14 protein-coding genes and 1 pseudogene are annotated in these 15,096 nt (G+C 72.2%); 4 read left to right on the plus strand and 11 right to left on the minus strand.

The features are described from left to right. Positions 1-120: 120 nt before the first annotated feature. The 11 genes from ACF1G2_RS17190 to ACF1G2_RS17240 form a co-directional block, all read right to left on the minus strand. Positions 121-573, minus strand: coding sequence for an MscL family protein (locus ACF1G2_RS17190; RefSeq protein ID WP_391799015.1), 453 nt, complete (start codon positions 571-573; stop codon positions 121-123). Positions 574-642: 69 nt separating this feature from the next. After that, on the minus strand, positions 643-2,190 hold the full coding sequence (locus tag ACF1G2_RS17195; protein WP_391799016.1) for an NADH-quinone oxidoreductase subunit N: 1,548 nt from the start codon (positions 2,188-2,190) through the stop codon (positions 643-645). Further along, complete coding sequence (locus tag ACF1G2_RS17200) at positions 2,187-3,740, minus strand: NuoM family protein (RefSeq protein WP_391799042.1); 1,554 nt, start codon at positions 3,738-3,740, stop codon at positions 2,187-2,189. Before ACF1G2_RS17200 ends, ACF1G2_RS17195 begins: the two co-directional genes overlap by 4 nt. Before the next feature lie 27 nt (positions 3,741-3,767). Further along, positions 3,768-5,753, minus strand: a complete 1,986-nt coding sequence (locus ACF1G2_RS17205; protein WP_391799017.1) for an NADH-quinone oxidoreductase subunit L — start codon at positions 5,751-5,753, stop codon at positions 3,768-3,770. Next, positions 5,750-6,142, minus strand: a complete 393-nt coding sequence (nuoK, locus tag ACF1G2_RS17210; RefSeq protein WP_391799018.1) for an NADH-quinone oxidoreductase subunit NuoK — start codon at positions 6,140-6,142, stop codon at positions 5,750-5,752. The genes ACF1G2_RS17205 and nuoK overlap by 4 nt, the downstream gene beginning before the upstream one ends. Then, positions 6,142-6,708: an NADH-quinone oxidoreductase subunit J gene (locus ACF1G2_RS17215; RefSeq protein WP_391799019.1), complete on the minus strand. Its 567-nt coding sequence runs from the start codon at positions 6,706-6,708 to the stop codon at positions 6,142-6,144. The genes nuoK and ACF1G2_RS17215 overlap by 1 nt, the downstream gene beginning before the upstream one ends. Next, complete coding sequence (locus ACF1G2_RS17220; RefSeq protein ID WP_391799020.1) at positions 6,705-7,298, minus strand: NuoI/complex I 23 kDa subunit family protein; 594 nt, start codon at positions 7,296-7,298, stop codon at positions 6,705-6,707. Before ACF1G2_RS17220 ends, ACF1G2_RS17215 begins: the two co-directional genes overlap by 4 nt. Beyond that, a complete protein-coding gene (locus ACF1G2_RS17225; RefSeq protein WP_391799021.1) occupies positions 7,298-8,266 on the minus strand; it encodes an NADH-quinone oxidoreductase subunit H in 969 nt (322 codons plus the stop codon). The genes ACF1G2_RS17220 and ACF1G2_RS17225 overlap by 1 nt, the downstream gene beginning before the upstream one ends. After that, positions 8,263-9,762 (minus strand): NADH-quinone oxidoreductase subunit C, encoded by a 1,500-nt coding sequence (locus ACF1G2_RS17230; protein ID WP_391799022.1) that lies wholly within the window; start codon positions 9,760-9,762, stop codon positions 8,263-8,265. The genes ACF1G2_RS17225 and ACF1G2_RS17230 overlap by 4 nt, the downstream gene beginning before the upstream one ends. Next, positions 9,759-10,352, minus strand: coding sequence for an NADH-quinone oxidoreductase subunit B (locus ACF1G2_RS17235; protein WP_391799023.1), 594 nt, complete (start codon positions 10,350-10,352; stop codon positions 9,759-9,761). Before ACF1G2_RS17235 ends, ACF1G2_RS17230 begins: the two co-directional genes overlap by 4 nt. After that, positions 10,343-10,750, minus strand: coding sequence for an NADH-quinone oxidoreductase subunit A (locus ACF1G2_RS17240; protein WP_391799024.1), 408 nt, complete (start codon positions 10,748-10,750; stop codon positions 10,343-10,345). Before ACF1G2_RS17240 ends, ACF1G2_RS17235 begins: the two co-directional genes overlap by 10 nt. Positions 10,751-10,925: 175 nt before the next feature. On the opposite strand from ACF1G2_RS17240, the gene ACF1G2_RS17245 reads away from it, so the two are divergent. From ACF1G2_RS17245 to ACF1G2_RS17260, 4 genes and pseudogenes are all read left to right on the plus strand, one after another. Further along, the gene (locus ACF1G2_RS17245; protein ID WP_391799025.1) at positions 10,926-12,083 is read left to right on the plus strand and encodes a sensor domain-containing protein; all 1,158 of its coding nucleotides are present in this window, start codon (positions 10,926-10,928) and stop codon (positions 12,081-12,083) included. A 323-nt stretch (positions 12,084-12,406) separates the two neighbouring features. Beyond that, on the plus strand, positions 12,407-13,693 hold the full coding sequence (locus ACF1G2_RS17250) for a sensor histidine kinase (RefSeq protein WP_391799026.1): 1,287 nt from the start codon (positions 12,407-12,409) through the stop codon (positions 13,691-13,693). Positions 13,694-13,936: 243 nt separating this feature from the next. Next, positions 13,937-14,596: a LuxR C-terminal-related transcriptional regulator gene (locus tag ACF1G2_RS17255; protein ID WP_391799043.1), complete on the plus strand. Its 660-nt coding sequence runs from the start codon at positions 13,937-13,939 to the stop codon at positions 14,594-14,596. Positions 14,597-14,872: 276 nt separating this feature from the next. Next, positions 14,873-15,096 (plus strand): annotated as a pseudogene (locus tag ACF1G2_RS17260) (2-oxoglutarate ferredoxin oxidoreductase subunit alpha); the annotation flags it as partial.

The raw sequence follows: 15,096 nt of genomic DNA on the forward strand, positions 1-15,096 counted from the left end.
CGGTCCGGGGGTACCCCATGTCCAGTGGACCCTCCCGTACTGGTCAACGCCAGGCGGAAGGCGCGGGTTCCCCTGCCCTCGCAGGGAGCGGTGTGAGCCGTGCGGGTGATCCGGCGGCGGTCAGCGTGCGGCCGGGAGGCCGGCCTGCACCAGCGCGCCCGCCGCGGGCTCGATCTCGCTGGTGCAGTGCGCGCAGCGGGTGGCGATGGCCGGGATCTCGGAGAAGCAGCGGGGGCAGTCGCGCTTCTCGGCCTTCGCGTCGGCCACTTCCTTGATGAACCTCGCCTGGACCTTCGCCATGGGGAGGACGATGAGGAAGTAGAGCACGGCGGCGGTGATCACGAACGCTATGGTCGCGGCGATCGCCAGACCGTAGGGGAAGATCGTCTTGCCGACGGTGAACTCCGCCTCGCTGAAGTCACCGACCGAGCCGGTGGCGAGACCGATGAGCGGGGTGATGAACGCCTTGCTGAAGCCGGTCACAACGGCTGTGAACGCCGATCCGACGGCCAGACCGATCGCCATCGAGATGATGTTGCCGCGGAGTATGAAGTCCTTGAAACCGTTCAGCACGGGTGAAGCTCCTTGGTGCGTTTCTCTGTGTGGGGGCGTGGGGAAGGTGGCGGGCGGACCGCGCGGGGGTCAGAAGAGCGTGGTGGCCGCGAAGCGCAGCGCGAACTGCGGGTAGCCCGACAGCACCACTCCGACGACGGCCGCCAGGACGATCGCCAGGGTGATCGCGGCGGGCACGCGCGCGTGGGCCCGCTCGCCCGCGTGCTGACCCGCCCGCTCGCCCGCCGGCTCGTCCACGGATTCTCCCAGGGGCTCCCGGAAGAGCAGCCCGGTCCACCGCAGGTAGTAGTAGAGGCCGATGACGACGTTCACGCCCATGACCACGGCGAGCCAGCCGAGGCCCGCGTCGACCGCCGCCGAGAAGACGGTGACCTTGGCGAAGAGGCCGATGACGCCCGGGGGAAGCCCGGCCAGGTTGAGCAGGAAGAAGCCCATGGTGAGCGCGAGCAGCGGACTGGCCGCGTACAGACCGCGGTAGTCGGCGATCCGGTTCTTCGGGTGCGTGCGCGCGACCAGGGCGGCCACCGCGAAGGCACCGAGGTTCACGACGGCGTACATCAGGGCGTACGCGACGGTGGCGCCGATCTGGTCGTCGCTGGAGTACGCGGCGGCGGCGATCGGGACCAGGAGGTAGCCGGCCTGGGCCACCGAGGACCAGGCGAGCAGCCGGACCGCGCTCCACGCGCGCGTGGAGACCTGCCGCAGGGCGCCCACGTTGCCGACCGTCATGGTCAGCGCGGCGAGCACCGCCAGCGCCGGACCCCAGATGTCCGCGTACGAGGGGAAGGCGACGACCGTGACCAGGATGAGGCCGGTGAAGCCGACGGCCTTGCCGACGACCGAGAGGTAGCCGGCGACAGGCAGCGGGGCACCGATGTAGGTCTCGGGGACCCAGAAGTGGAAGGGGACGGCGGCCGTCTTGAAGGCGAAGCCGACGAGCGTGAGGGCCACGCCCGCCTGGGCGAGGGTCTGCAGCTGGCCGGGGACGTCGTCGAGGCGCTGGGCGACCTCGGTGAGGTGGAGGGTGCCGGTAGCCCCGTACACGAAGCTGACGCCGAGCAGGGTGACGGCGGTCGCGGTGACCGAGGAGAGGAAGAACTTCAGCGCCGCCTCGCTGGACCGCCGGTCGCCACGGCGCAGACCCACGAGCGCGAACGCGGGCAGCGAGGCCACTTCGAGGGCGACGACGAGGGTCGCCAGGTCGCGGGAGGCGGGCAGCAGGGCCGCGCCCGCCGCCGAGGAGAGCAGCAGGAACCAGTACTCCCCCGGCGGGAGCTTGTCGCGCGTGTCGGCGAGGGAGAGCAGGGCGGTGAGGAGCGCGCCGCCGAGCACCAGGAACTGGATGACCAGCGTGAAACGGTCGGCGGTGTAACTGCACGCGGCGGTCGCGGCCGGCTCGGTGGTGAGGCAGAAGGTCGAGCGGTCGCCGCCGCGCAGCGGGATGAGCAGCGCCATCGCGGCGGCGAGTCCGCCGATCGCGGTCCAGCCGAGGAGCTGCTTGTGCCGCTCGGGTACGAAGAGGTCCGCGACCAGCACGGCCAGGGCGACCAGGGCGGTGAGGGTGGGCGGCGCGATCGCGAGCCAGTCGACGGACTGGACGAGGGTCGTGGGGGTCACGAGTTTCCTCCCGCGAGGAGCTGCTGCACGGCCGGGTCGGTGAGGCCGAGGAGAACCGCGGGCCACAGTCCGGCGAGGACGGTGAGGGCGACGAGCGGGGTCCACGCGGCGAACTCGTACCCCTGGACGTCGGCGATCGTGCCCTCCCCGCTCGGGCGGGGGCCGCCCATGCAGACCCGGCGGACGACGACGAGGAGGTACGCGGCCGTGAGGAGGGTGCCGAAGGCGCCGATCGCCATGAAGGTGAGGAACGCGGGGCGGCTGAGGCCCGCGGCCGGTTCGAAGGCGGCGAACAGGGCCAGCATCTCGCCCCAGAAGCCGGCCAGGCCGGGCAGTCCGAGGGAGGCTACGGCGGCGAAGGCGAGCAGCCCGCCCAGGCGCGGGGCGCGGCCGTAGAGGGCCGCGCCGGTGGCGCCGGCGAGGGTGTCGAGGTCGGCGGTGCCGTACCGGTCCTTCAACGCGCCGACGAGGAAGAACAGCAGCCCGGTGATGAGTCCGTGGGCGATGTTGGCGAAGAGCGCGCCGTTGACGCCGGTGGGGGTCATCGTCGCGATGCCGAGGAGCACGAAGCCCATGTGGCCGACGGAGGAGTACGCGATCAGGCGCTTGAGGTCGCCGTTGGTGCCGGGGCGCGTGAGGGCGAGGCAGGCGAGGGATCCGTAGACGATGCCGACGACGGCGAAGGCGGCGAGGTAGGGGGCGAAGGTCCGCATGCCGTCGGGGGTGATCGGCAGGAGGATCCGTACGAACCCGTACGTGCCCATCTTCAGCAGGACGCCGGCGAGGAGGACCGAGCCGACCGTGGGGGCGGCGGTGTGGGCGTCCGGGAGCCAGCTGTGCAGCGGCCACATCGGGGTCTTCACCGCGAGCCCGATGCCGATCGCGAGAACGGCGATGACCTGCACGGACGTGGTGAGTCCACGGCCGTTGTCGGTGGCGAGTGCCACCATGTCGAACGTGCCCGCCTTCAGTCCCACGAGGAGCAGGCCGAGCAGCATGACGACGGATCCGAGCAGCGTGTAGAGGATGAACTTCCAGGCGGCGGCCTGCCTTCCGGCACCGCCCCAGCGGGCGATGAGGAAGTACATCGGGATGAGGACCATCTCGAAGGCCAGGAAGAACAGGATCAGGTCGAGGACGGCGAAGGTCGCGAGGGTGCCGGACTCGAGGACGAGGAGGAGCGCCACGAAGCCCTTGGGGGAAGGGCCGCTCGGCATCTTGAAGTAGCTGTAGAGCGCGCAGAGAAAGGTCAGCAGCGCGGTCATGACCAGGAGGGGGAGGGAGATGCCGTCGACACCGAGGTGGAGGCGCACGTCGAGTGCGGGGATCCACGTGACGTCCGTGCTCGCCTGGATCCTCGACGGGTTGTCGTGGTCGAAGCCCAGCGTGAGGACGATCGCGGCGGCGAGGACGGCACCGGTGACGATCACGCCGTGGCGCAGCACGGCCTGGTCAGGTGACGTCCCCTTCAGCCCGGGCGGGGGCGGCAGGAGAGCGGCGACGGCGCCGACGAGCGGGCCGGCGACGATCAACGCGAGAAGGAACTGCATCACGGATTCGCTGATATCGATCACGTCTCACGCTCCCGCGACGGCGACGAGTACGGCGGCGATCGCCAGGACGACGGAGCCGGCGAGCAGGGCGCTCAGGTAGGTCTGCACGTTGCCGGTCTGGGCTCGGCGGACGAGCCAGCCGAGCCATCGGGTGCCGGTGCCCGCGCCGCGCACGTACGTGTCGACGACCTCGCGGTCCAGGAAGCGGACCAGCGAGGCGGCGGCGAGGACGGGGCGGACGAACACGGCGCTGTAGAGGGCGTCGACGTGGAAGCCCGCGGCCGCGGGGCGGTGCAGCGGGCCGAGCAGGGCGCGGCCGGGGTCGGCCGGGTCCTCGGCGGGGTGCGGCAGGTGCAGGGCCTCCGCCTCGACCTTGCCGGCCTCCGCGTCGGGGTGGGCGACGTGCGCGGCGGCGGGTGCCCTGACGGGGGAGGCGGCGGCCTTCGCGGCGAGCGTGCGCCAGACGGCGTAGGTGACGGCCGCTCCGATCACGGCGATGCCGGTGCCGAGGACGGCGGTGGTGACGGTCGGGGTGAGCGCGTGCCCGTCGAACCAGTCGTCGAGGTACGTGACGCTCAGACCGAAACCGAGGGAGGGGATGGCCAGCACCCAGAGGACGGAGGTCATGGCGATCGGCTGGCGACCGTGGTCCGGCACCTCGGCTCCGCGGCCCCGGAAGGCGAGCAGCCAGAGCCGGGTCGCGTAGGCGGCCGTGAGGAGGGCGGTGAGCAGGCCCGCGACGAGGACGGTCCAGCCGGCCCCGGCGGGTGCGACGGTCCGGTCGCCGAGGGCGGTGTGCTCGGCGGCCACGAGGACGGCTTCCTTCGAGAAGAAGCCGGCGAACGGCGGCAGGGCGGCGAGCGCGAGGAGGGCGACGGTCATCGTCCAGTACGCGTCGGGGACCCGCTTCGTCAGGCCGCTCATCCGGGACATCGCGGAGAGCGAGTTCGTACCGGCGGCGTGGATGATCGCGCCGGCGGCGAGGAAGAGGAGCGCCTTGAACGCGCCGTGGGACATGAGGTGGAAGACGGCGGCGCCGCGGTCGCCGACGGCCAGGGCACCGGCCATGTAGCCGAGCTGACCGATCGTCGAGTAGGCGAGGACGCGCTTGATGTCGTCCTGGGCGAGCGCGGCGAGCCCCGAGCCGACCATCGTGACGGCGGCCATCACGGCGAGCACGGTCAGCGCGGCCGCGGACGAGGCGAAGACGGGCAGCAGGCGGGCCACGAAGTAGATGCCGGCGGCGACCATCGTCGCCGCGTGGATGAGCGCGGAGACGGGGGTGGGGCCGGCCATCGCGTCGGGGAGCCAGGTGTACAGCGGGAACTGCGCCGACTTGCCCGCCACACCGGCGAGGAGCAGCAGCGCGACGAGGGTGGGGTTGTCGAGCCCTCCTGCCGCGACGGCGCCGAGGATCCCGTCGATCCGGAACGTCCCCGCGTCCGTGGCGAGCGCGAAGAGGCCGATCAGGAAGGGGACGTCGCCGAGCTTGGTGACGAGGAAGGCCTTGAGGGAGGCGGCCCGCGCCTCGGGGGTCTCCCAGTAGTGGCCGACGAGGAAGTACGAGCAGATGCCCATGATCTCCCAGCCGACCAGGAGCACCATCAGGTCGCCGGAGTAGACGACGAGCAGCATCGCGGAGGTGAAGAGGGAGACGAGCGCCGCGTACGAGGGGTAGCGCGGGTCGTCGCGGAGATAGCCGGTCGAGTAGATCTGCACGCAGGTGGCGACCACCCCGACGACCACGGCGACGAGGGCGGCGAAGCCGTCGATGTACAGCGCCAGGTCGATGGGGACCGAGCCGGTGGGGGTGAGCTGGGTGGAGGCCTCGATCGTCGGCCCGCCGCCCTGCCGGACGGCGACCACGGCGGCCAGCGCGGCGGCGAGGAGCGCCGGGAGCACGGCGAGGGGGCGGACGAAGCCGGGGGCCTTCCGGCCCAGGAGCAGACCGGCGACGGAGCCGAGGAAAGGAAGCAGGGGGACGAGGACGGCGAGGGTCGTGGTGGTCACGCGGTGGCCTCGGCCTTCTCGTCGGTCCCGGTGGTCCGGGGCTCGGCGTCGTCGGTCGCCGCGCCGTCGGTCCCCGCGCCGTGGGGCTCGGCGTTGTCGCGCATGCGGTCGACGTCCGAGGTGCCGCGGTTGCGGTAGACCATCAGGACGATCGCGAGACCGATGCCGATCTCCGCGGCGGCGATGGCGATGGTGAAGAGGGTGAGCGCCTGCCCGGCGTGCAGGGTGTCGCGGAGCCAGACGTCGAAGGCGACCAGGTTGAGGTTGACGGCGTTGAGCATCAGCTCGACGGACATCAGGACCAGGATCGCGTTGCGGCGGGCGAGGACGCCGTACAGGCCGACGCAGAAGAGCAGGGCGGCGAGGACGGCGGGGTAGGCGAGATGCATCAGTCCCGGGCCTCCTTGGCGTTCTTGCGGGACAGGACGATCGCGCCGACCAGCGCGGCGAGCAGCAGGACGGAGAGCGCCTCGAAGGGCAGCACCCAGTGCCGGAAGAGGATCTCGCCGGACACCTCGGTGGAGCCCTGGGCGGGGCCGTCGAGCTCGATCCAGGTCTTACGGAACGCGTCGACGACCACCCAGACGAGCGCCGCGGCCGCGGCGAGCGCGACCGCGAGGGCGACCGGGCGGTTGCCCGAGTCGGCGTCCGGGGAGCGGCCGATGGGGGCCTTGGTGAGCATGAGCCCGAAGAGGAGGAGGACGACGACGGAGCCGACGTAGATCAGCACCTGGACCCAGGCGATGAACTCCGCGGTGAGCAGGAGGTACTCGACGGCGAGCCCGCCGAGCGCCACGACCAGCCAGAGCGCGGCGTGCACGAGCTGGCGGGTGGTGACGCTCACGGCGGCGGCGCCGAGGGTCACGAGGCCGACGAGGAGGAAGGCGACCTCGACGCCGGAGGGCGAGAGGAAGCCGGGGTGGGAGGCGGCGAGCGGGACGGCGGCGAGGTTCACTGCTGGTCTCCCTCGGCCTGGTCTCCTTCGGCCTGCGCCTGGGCTTCGGCCTGCGCCTGGGCGGCGGCTGCCGCGGTGGCGGCCTTCTCCACGGCCTTGCGCGCCGCGGCGATCTCCTTCGGCTCCTCGGCGCCCGGGTCGAGCGCGGGCGGTTCGGGGACCGTCCACATCCACTCGCGGAGCTTGTCGCGCTCGTGGGTGAGTTCGTGGATGTCCGTCTCCGCGTACTCGAACTCGGGCGACCAGAACAGCGCGTCGAACGGGCAGACCTCGATGCAGATACCGCAGTACATGCAGAGGGCGAAGTCGATGGCGAAGCGGTCGAGGACGTTGCGGGAGCGCTCGCGGCCGCCGGGGGCGGCGGCGGGCACCGTCTCCTTGTGGGAGTCGATGTAGATGCACCAGTCGGGGCACTCGCGGGCGCAGAGCATGCAGACGGTGCAGTTCTCCTCGAAGAGCCCGATGACACCGCGGGTGCGCGGCGGGAGTTCGGGCTGCTTGTCCGGGTACTGCGCGGTGACGGTCTTCTTCGTCATCGTGCGGAGGGTGACGGCGAGGCCCTTGGCGAGGCCGGATCCGGGAATGGGCATTACTGGATCGCCACCTTCACGATGCCGGTGAGCGCGATCTGCGCGAGGGCGAGCGGGACGAGGGTGGTCCAGGCCAGCTTCTGGAGCTGGTCCTCGCGGAGCCGGGGGTAGCTGACGCGGAGCCAGATGACGACGAAGGCGAGGACCGCGGTCTTGAGCAGGGTCCAGACCCAGCCGAGGCCGTCGGCGCCGAGGGGGCCGTGCCAGCCGCCGAGGAAGAGGACGGTGGTGAGCCCGCAGAGGACGACGATGCCGGCGTACTCGGCGAGCAGGAAGAGCGCGAAGCGGAGGCCGGTGTACTCGGTGTACGCGCCGAAGATGATCTCGGAGTCGGCGACGGGCATGTCGAACGGCGGGCGCTGGAGCTCGGCGAGGCCGGCGACGAAGAAGACGATCGCGCCGACGATCTGCCAGGGCAGCCACCACCACTCGAAGGCATTGAGGATGCCGGGGAGGGAGACGGTGCCGGCGGCCATCGCGACGGAGGCGGCGGCGAGGAGCATCGGGAGCTCGTAGGCGAGCAGCTGCGCGGCGGTGCGGAGGCCGCCGAGCAGGGAGAACTTGTTGGCGGACGCCCAGCCGGCCATGAGGCTGCCGAGGACGCCGACGCCCATGACGGCGAGGACGAAGAAGATGCCGGCGTCGACGACCTCCCCGACAGCGCCCTCGCCCGGGCCGATGGGGATGGCCACGAGGACGAGGAGGTACGGGAGGAGGGCGACGGCGGGGGCGAGCTGGAAGACGCGGCGGTCGGCGTCGGCCGGGACCACGTCCTCCTTCTGCGCGAACTTGACCCCGTCGGCGACGAGCTGGGCCCACCCGTGGAAACCACCGGCGTACATGGGCCCGAGGCGGCCCTGCATATGGGCCATGACCTTGTGCTCGGTCTGGCCGATGACGAGGGGCAGCACGAGGAACACGGCGAAGACGACGAGCAGCCGCAGGGCGACGTCGAGTGCGTCGTTCACGCGGATTCGCCTCCGTCGGGGGTGGTGGGATGGTCGGTACGTCCGGCTTCCGGCGCAGGCCGGGCTTCGGGCTCCGGTTCCGCCTCGGGCACAGGCCCGGACTCGGGCACAGGCCCGGACTCGGGCTCAGGCCCGGACTCAGGCGCAGGCCCGGACTCAGGGGCCTGTCCAGCCTCCGGCGCGGGACCGGGCTCAGGCTCAGGCCCGGGCTCAGGCTCAGGCCCGGACTCAGGGGCCTGTCCAGCCTCCGGCGCGGGACCGGGCTCAGGCTCAGGCCCGGGCTCAGGCTCAGGCCCGGACTCAGGCGCAGGACCGGACTCGGAAGCCTGTCCAGCCTCCGGCGCGGGTCCGCCTTCGGGCGCGGGCCCGGCCTTCGGGTCGGGAGCGGGCTCCGGAGCCGGGCCTGCCTTCGGCTCGGGCTTCGCCTCGGAGGCCGACCCGGCCTCCGGCGCGGGCCGGGCTTCGGGCGCCGGGGCCCGTTCGGGGTCCGGGAGCTTCGTCGTTTCGGGGTCGAAGGCCGGGCGGGCGTGGTGCCAGGGGGCGTCCGAGCTTCGGGGGCGCGACGGCGCCGGGGGCGGAGCCGCCTGGCTCGCCGAGCCCTCGGCTGCGCTGCGGGTGCGCCTCGCCGGGCGCTCCGGGCCGTCCGCGGTCTCCGGCTGGGGCGCCGAGTCCTCGGCCGCCTGGCTCGCCGAGCCTTCGGAGGCGCTCCGGGTGCGCCTCGGCGGACGTGCTTCCACGGCTTCCGCCTGGCTCGCCGAGCCTTCCGACGCGCTCCGCGTGCGCCTCGGCGGGCGCGCGGGGGCCTCCGCGGCTTCCGGCTGGGTCGCCGAGCCCTCCGCCGTCGTGCGCGTACGGCGCGCGGGGCGGTCGCCCGCGGCCGCCGCGCCTCGGGCGGGGCGGGCCGGAGCGGGCGGGAGCTGGCCCTTCATCGGGCCCCAGTCGTTGGGGTCGGGAACGCCCGGCGGCAGCATCTGACGCCGCTTCGGCCCGCCGTGCTCCGACTCGCCCGGCTCCTTCGCCCCCGGCCACGCCTTCACGACCCGCGCCGCCAGGACGAAGTCCTTCCGCAGCGGGTGACCCTCGAAGTTCTCCGGCAGGAGCAGCGGTACGAGGTTCGGGTGGTCCGTGAACTCGACGCCGAACATCTCGTGCGTCTCCCGCTCGTGCCACTCCGCACCCGCGTACACCGGAACGGCCGTCGCCAGCACCGGCGACTCGTGGCTCACCGTCGTCCGCACCAGCAGCCGGCGCACCGCGCCACCCTCCAGCGCCACCACGTGCGCGCACACCCGGAAGCCGGCGCCCGGCTCGTCCACCGCGCTCAGCCAGTCGAAGTACGTGCAGCCCAGCTTGTCCCGCGCGATCTCCAGCGCGGCGATCCACGAGCCGACCGGCACGTCCACCGTCAGCAGGTCGTACGCCCGCAGAGCGGTCGCCTCCTCGCCGAAGACCTCGGTCACGGCCTCCGGGAGGGAGTCGTACGCGTTCGCGTTCACTTCGCCTCACCGCCCGGCTTCGGCGGCGTCACCAGACCGCTCGTCAGCTGCCCGACGGACGGGCCCGAGTAGCGCGCCGCCAGCGACTCGCGCGCGATCTTCTCCTGGAGCTTGAGGATCCCCTGCAGCAGCGCCTCGGGGCGCGGCGGGCAGCCCGGCACGTAGACGTCGACGGGGATGATCTGGTCGACGCCCTTCGTCACCGAGTACGAGTCCCAGTACGGGCCGCCGCAGTTCGAGCAGGCGCCGAAGGAGATGACGTACTTGGGCTCCGGCATCTGCTCGTACAGCCGCTTCACCGCCGGGGCCATCTTGTCCGTCACCGTGCCCGAGACGATCATCAGGTCGGCCTGGCGCGGCCCCGGCGCGAAGGGGATCACGCCGAGCCGGATGAAGTCGTGGCGGGCCATCGACGCGGCGATGAACTCGATCGCGCAGCAGGCGAGGCCGAAGTTGAAGACCCAGAGGCTGTAGCGGCGGCCCCAGTTCAGGACCACCTTCATCGGCTCGGGCGCCAGCCGCGCGAGCGGGCCGAGCTTGGGAGCCGGCAGCGGCGTCGGATCCGGCAGCGGGGTCGGGGTCACGTCCATGTCAGGACGCCCTTCTTGTACGCGTAGAGCAGTCCCACGGCCAGGAAGCCGAGGAAGATGAACATCTCGACCAGCGTCGTCCCGCCGTAGCCGGGCGCTGCGAACACCGTCGCCCACGGGAAGAGGAAGATCGAGTCGACGGCGAAGATCACGTAGAGGAAGGCGTACACGTAGTAGCGGACCTGGGTGTGCGCCCAGCCCTCCCCCACCGGGTCCACTCCGCACTCGTACGTCAGCAGCTTCTCCGGCGTCGGCACGACGGGCCTCAGCAGCCGGCCCGCGCCGAACGCGACGGCCACGAAGAGCACGCCGACGACGGCGATCAGGCCGACGACGGAGTACGACTGGAAGTAGTCCGCCGCGAGTCCGTGTCCCGCCCGTACGGTCGGATCCGGCACGTCCACCCCTCGCTCCCTTGCCCGTTTCGGCGATCGTCTGTACGCACGGGAGTCTAGGCCCTGCTAAAGACGCCGTAAGCGGTCGTGTCACAGAGTGAGCGGTGGGGATATCCCTACTCTCCTTCACCGACGTACCCCATGGCGTGCCGAGCCCCCCGACCGGCACGCTTGCCCCATGAACGTCGACACCGAGACCCCGCTGCCGCCCGTGCGCCTCGCCTACGGCCGGCACACCTGGAAGGAGATCTCCTTCCTCCTCACCAATCTGTTCGCCGCCGTGGCCGGGTTCGTGTACGTGGTGGTGGCGGTCGCCGTCGGCGTGGGCCTGGCCGTCACGGTGGTCGGCCTGCCGCTCCTGGCCCTCGGCCTCGCCGGGGCCCGCGGCCTGGGCCGGGCGGAGCGGAGGAGGGCCCGGGCGCTGCTCGGTGTACGGGTGGACGAGCCCAGCCCGCTCCCCCGCCGGCACGGCTTCTTCCCCTGGCTGTGGACGGCGCTGAAGGACCCGGTGGGCTGGCGGACGATGCTGTACGGCTTCATCCGGCTGCCGTGGGGCATCGTGACCTTCGCCGTCACCCTCGTCTCGCTGATCGTGCTCTGGCCCCTGCTGCCGTTCGTGGCCCGCGGTCTTTCGACCGCCGACCGGGCCATGGTCCGCGGTCTGCTGTCGCCCTCGGACGAGCTGGAGCGGCGGATCGCCGAGCTGGAGACGGACCGGGGCGTGGTCGTCGACACCGCCGCCGCCGATCTGCGCCGGATCGAACGCGACCTGCACGACGGCGCGCAGGCCCGGCTCGTCGCCCTGGCGATGGGGCTCGGTCTGGCGAAGGAGAAGCTCCTGGAGGACCCGGAGGCGGCGGCCGCGATGGTCGACGAGGCGCACGGCGAGGTGAAGCTCGCGCTGCAGGAGCTGCGCGATCTGGCCCGGGGCATCCACCCGGCCGTCCTGACCGACCGTGGCCTGGACGCCGCGCTCTCGTCGATCGCCGCGCGCTGCACGGTCCCGGTGAAGGTGACGGTCGACCTGACCGAGCGGCCGGCCGAGGCGATCGAGGGCATCGCGTACTTCACCGTGTCCGAGCTGCTCCAGAACGTCTCCAAGCACGCCCGTGCGCGGTCCGCCTCCGTGGAGGTGTGGCGGCGCGAGGACCGGCTGCTGCTCCAGGTACGGGACGACGGGCAGGGCGGCGCCCGGCTGGACGGCGGCACGGGGATGGCCGGGCTCGCGGAGCGGCTGGGGGCGGTCGACGGTCTGTTCGTCCTCGACTCGCCGGAGGGCGGCCCGACGACGGTCACGGCAGAACTGCCGTGGCGCGCCCGCCCGCTCTCCGCGTAGCCGGGCCGGTCGGGGCGGGCTGCGCCCCCGGGGCCGCGACCGCCCCGACCGCGTACGCCCGACGGGCCGCCGAACCTCCACCCCGTGCGCCTCACCACGGCCCCGTACGCCTCTCGCACGCCGCTCGCACGCTCTGAGGCCGCCCCGCCGCGCAGTCGCTGCGCCCCGTCGCGCCCCGTCGCCCCCTCAAGGTAGGGAAATCCCCCCTCCGCAGACGCCCACCTCCCTCATGGTCCGGCGCGCGTCCGCACGGAAACCTTGAGTCGTACTCCTCTCCCCACTCTTCACTCCCCTCCTTTCCCCGAGCAGAACGGACAACAGCGATGGCATCCCACCGCCTCCCCGCCGCGATCCGCGCGCCGTTCGAGGCCCGCACCTGGCGCGAGTTCGGCTATCTGGTGCTCGGGCTGCCGCTGAGCTGCGTCTACTTCGCGCTCTCCATCGCCCTGGTCTCGGCCGGCGCCGGGCTCCTCGTCACCTTCCTCGGCATCCCCGTCCTCGCGGGCGCCCTCGCCCTGTGCCGCGGCTTCGGCTCGGTGGAGCGGGCCCGGGCGCGCGGACTGCTCGGTCTGGAGGTCGCACCGCCGGCGCCCGCCAGGGGCCGTACCGGCGGGGCGATGTCGTGGATGGGAGCGACGCTGAAGAGCGGGGCGTCCTGGCGCCACCTCCTCTACGCGCTCCTGCACATGCCGTGGGCGATCTTCGCCTTCACGGTCGCGGTGACCTTCTGGGTGACGGGCTGGGCCCTGTTCACGTACCCCCTCTGGCAGTGGGTCTTCCCGATGTACGCCGGCCAGGACGGCATCCAGCTGTACGGCGACCGGACGCACGCCTTCTATCTGGACTCCCCCTTCGAGATCGCCGTCACCAGCGCCATCGGGCTGCTCGTCGTGCTCGCCGGGCCGTGGATCATCCGGTCGCTGGCCGCCGTGGACCGGCTGATGGTCTCCGGGCTGCTCGGTCCTTCGCGGCTCGCCACGCGCGTGACGGAGCTGGAGACGGACCGGGGCGTGGTCGTCGACACCGCCGCCGCCGATCTGCGCCGGATCGAACGCGATCTGCACGACGGCGCGCAGGCCCGGCTCGTCGCCCTCGCCATGGATCTGGGCCTGGCCAAGGAGAAGCTGGCGGAGGACCCGCGGGCGGCGGCCCGCATGGTGGACGAGGCGCACGGCGAGGTGAAGACGGCGCTGCAGGAGCTGCGCGATCTGGCCCGGGGCATCCACCCGGCCGTCCTGACCGACCGCGGTCTGGACGCGGCCCTGTCGGCGGTCGCCGCACGGTGCACCGTGCCGGTCTCCGTCGAGGTGGACCTCCCGGCCCGGCCGGTGCCGGCGATCGAGGGCATCGCGTACTTCACCGTGTCCGAGCTGCTCCAGAACGTGTCCAAGCACTCCGGGGCCCGACAGGCGTGGGTGGACGTGTGGCGGTCGGGCGACCGGATGCTGCTCCAGGTGCGGGACGACGGGCGCGGCGGCGCGGACACGGCCGCGGGCCGGGGTCTGGCCGGGCTCACCGAGCGGCTGGACGCGGTCGACGGGATCCTCGCCGTGGACTCGCCCGCGGGCGGCCCGACGACGATCACGGCGGAACTCCCCTGGCGTGCGTAGTCGGGTGCCCGAGCCCGGCCCGGCCCGCACGGCGCTCCCACGTCCGTACGGCCCTCTCAAGCCCCGCACAAAGATCACCCCGCACGGCAGCCCGCACAGGCCCGCCCCATGACTCGCCTCATGACACGCCCCTGACACGCCTGAACCCGACCCTGCCCCGTCGCGTCCCTCTTACTGCGATGCTGGGACGCATCGAACACCGGAACATGGGGGCTTCAGGTCGTGGAAGACGTGGCGGACAGGGTGCGTGTGGTCATCGCCGAGGATTCAGTGCTGCTCCGAGAGGGCCTGACCCGACTGCTGACCGACCGGGGGCACGAGGTCGTCGCCGGGGTGGGCGACGGAGAGGCCCTGGTCAAGACCGTCGCCGGTCTCGCGGGCGACGGCGAGCTGCCCGACGTGGTCGTGGCCGACGTCCGGATGCCCCCGACCCACACGGACGAGGGCGTACGGGCGGCGGTGCGGCTGCGCAAGGAGTACCCCGGGGTGGGGGTCCTGGTCCTTTCGCAGTACGTGGAGGAGCAGTACGCCACCGAACTCCTGGCCGGCTCCAGCCGGGGCGTGGGCTATCTCCTCAAGGACCGGGTCGCCGAGGTCCGCGAGTTCGTGGACGCCGTCGTCCGGGTGGCCCGGGGCGGTACGGCCCTGGACCCGGAGGTCGTGCAGCAGCTGCTCGGCCGGAGCCGCAAGCAGGACGTCCTGGCGAACCTGACCCCGCGCGAGCGCGAGGTCCTGGGCCTGATGGCCGAGGGGCGGACGAACTCCGCGATCGCGAAACAGCTGGTCGTGAGCGACGGCGCCGTGGAGAAGCACATCAGCAACATCTTCCTGAAGCTGGGCCTGTCCCCGAGTGACGGCGATCATCGTCGGGTGCTCGCGGTGTTGACCTATCTGAATTCCTGACAATCTGACACTCTGTCAGATATTGCGGGCCGGGGTCGGACCCAGGACCGAAGAACGAGCGGAATGCGACTTTCCGGAAAGATCTGGGGGGCGACAGAACGTGACGATTCATAGCAAACAGGCATCTCAAAACGAGGTCCATGATGCGAGAAGTCCCGGGGAGGGGCACCTCACCGTCGTAGGGTGGGCCACGGGGACGGCCGGTTCGCCGACCGCCCCGCGAGCCTTCTCCCGCCTGTGGCGGAGAGACCCTTGCCGCGAGGGAGGTCCAGTTCAGTGACCAGCCAGGTCAGTAGCGAGGCCGGCGAGGCCCTGGTCGGGGAGCAGCGCAGCGCCGCCCCGACGGCGCCCCGCCACGGCGACGAGAAGGAAGTCCGCCGACTCGATCGGGTGATCATCCGGTTTGCGGGTGATTCGGGTGACGGTATGCAGCTCACGGGTGACAGGTTCACCTCGGAGACGGCGTCGTTCGGGAACGACCTCTCCACGCTGCCGAACTT

Origin of the sequence: Streptomyces sp. NPDC013457, from assembly GCF_043089925.1 — a bacterium.
In the GTDB taxonomy this organism is placed as follows: Bacteria; Actinomycetota; Actinomycetes; order Streptomycetales; family Streptomycetaceae; genus Streptomyces.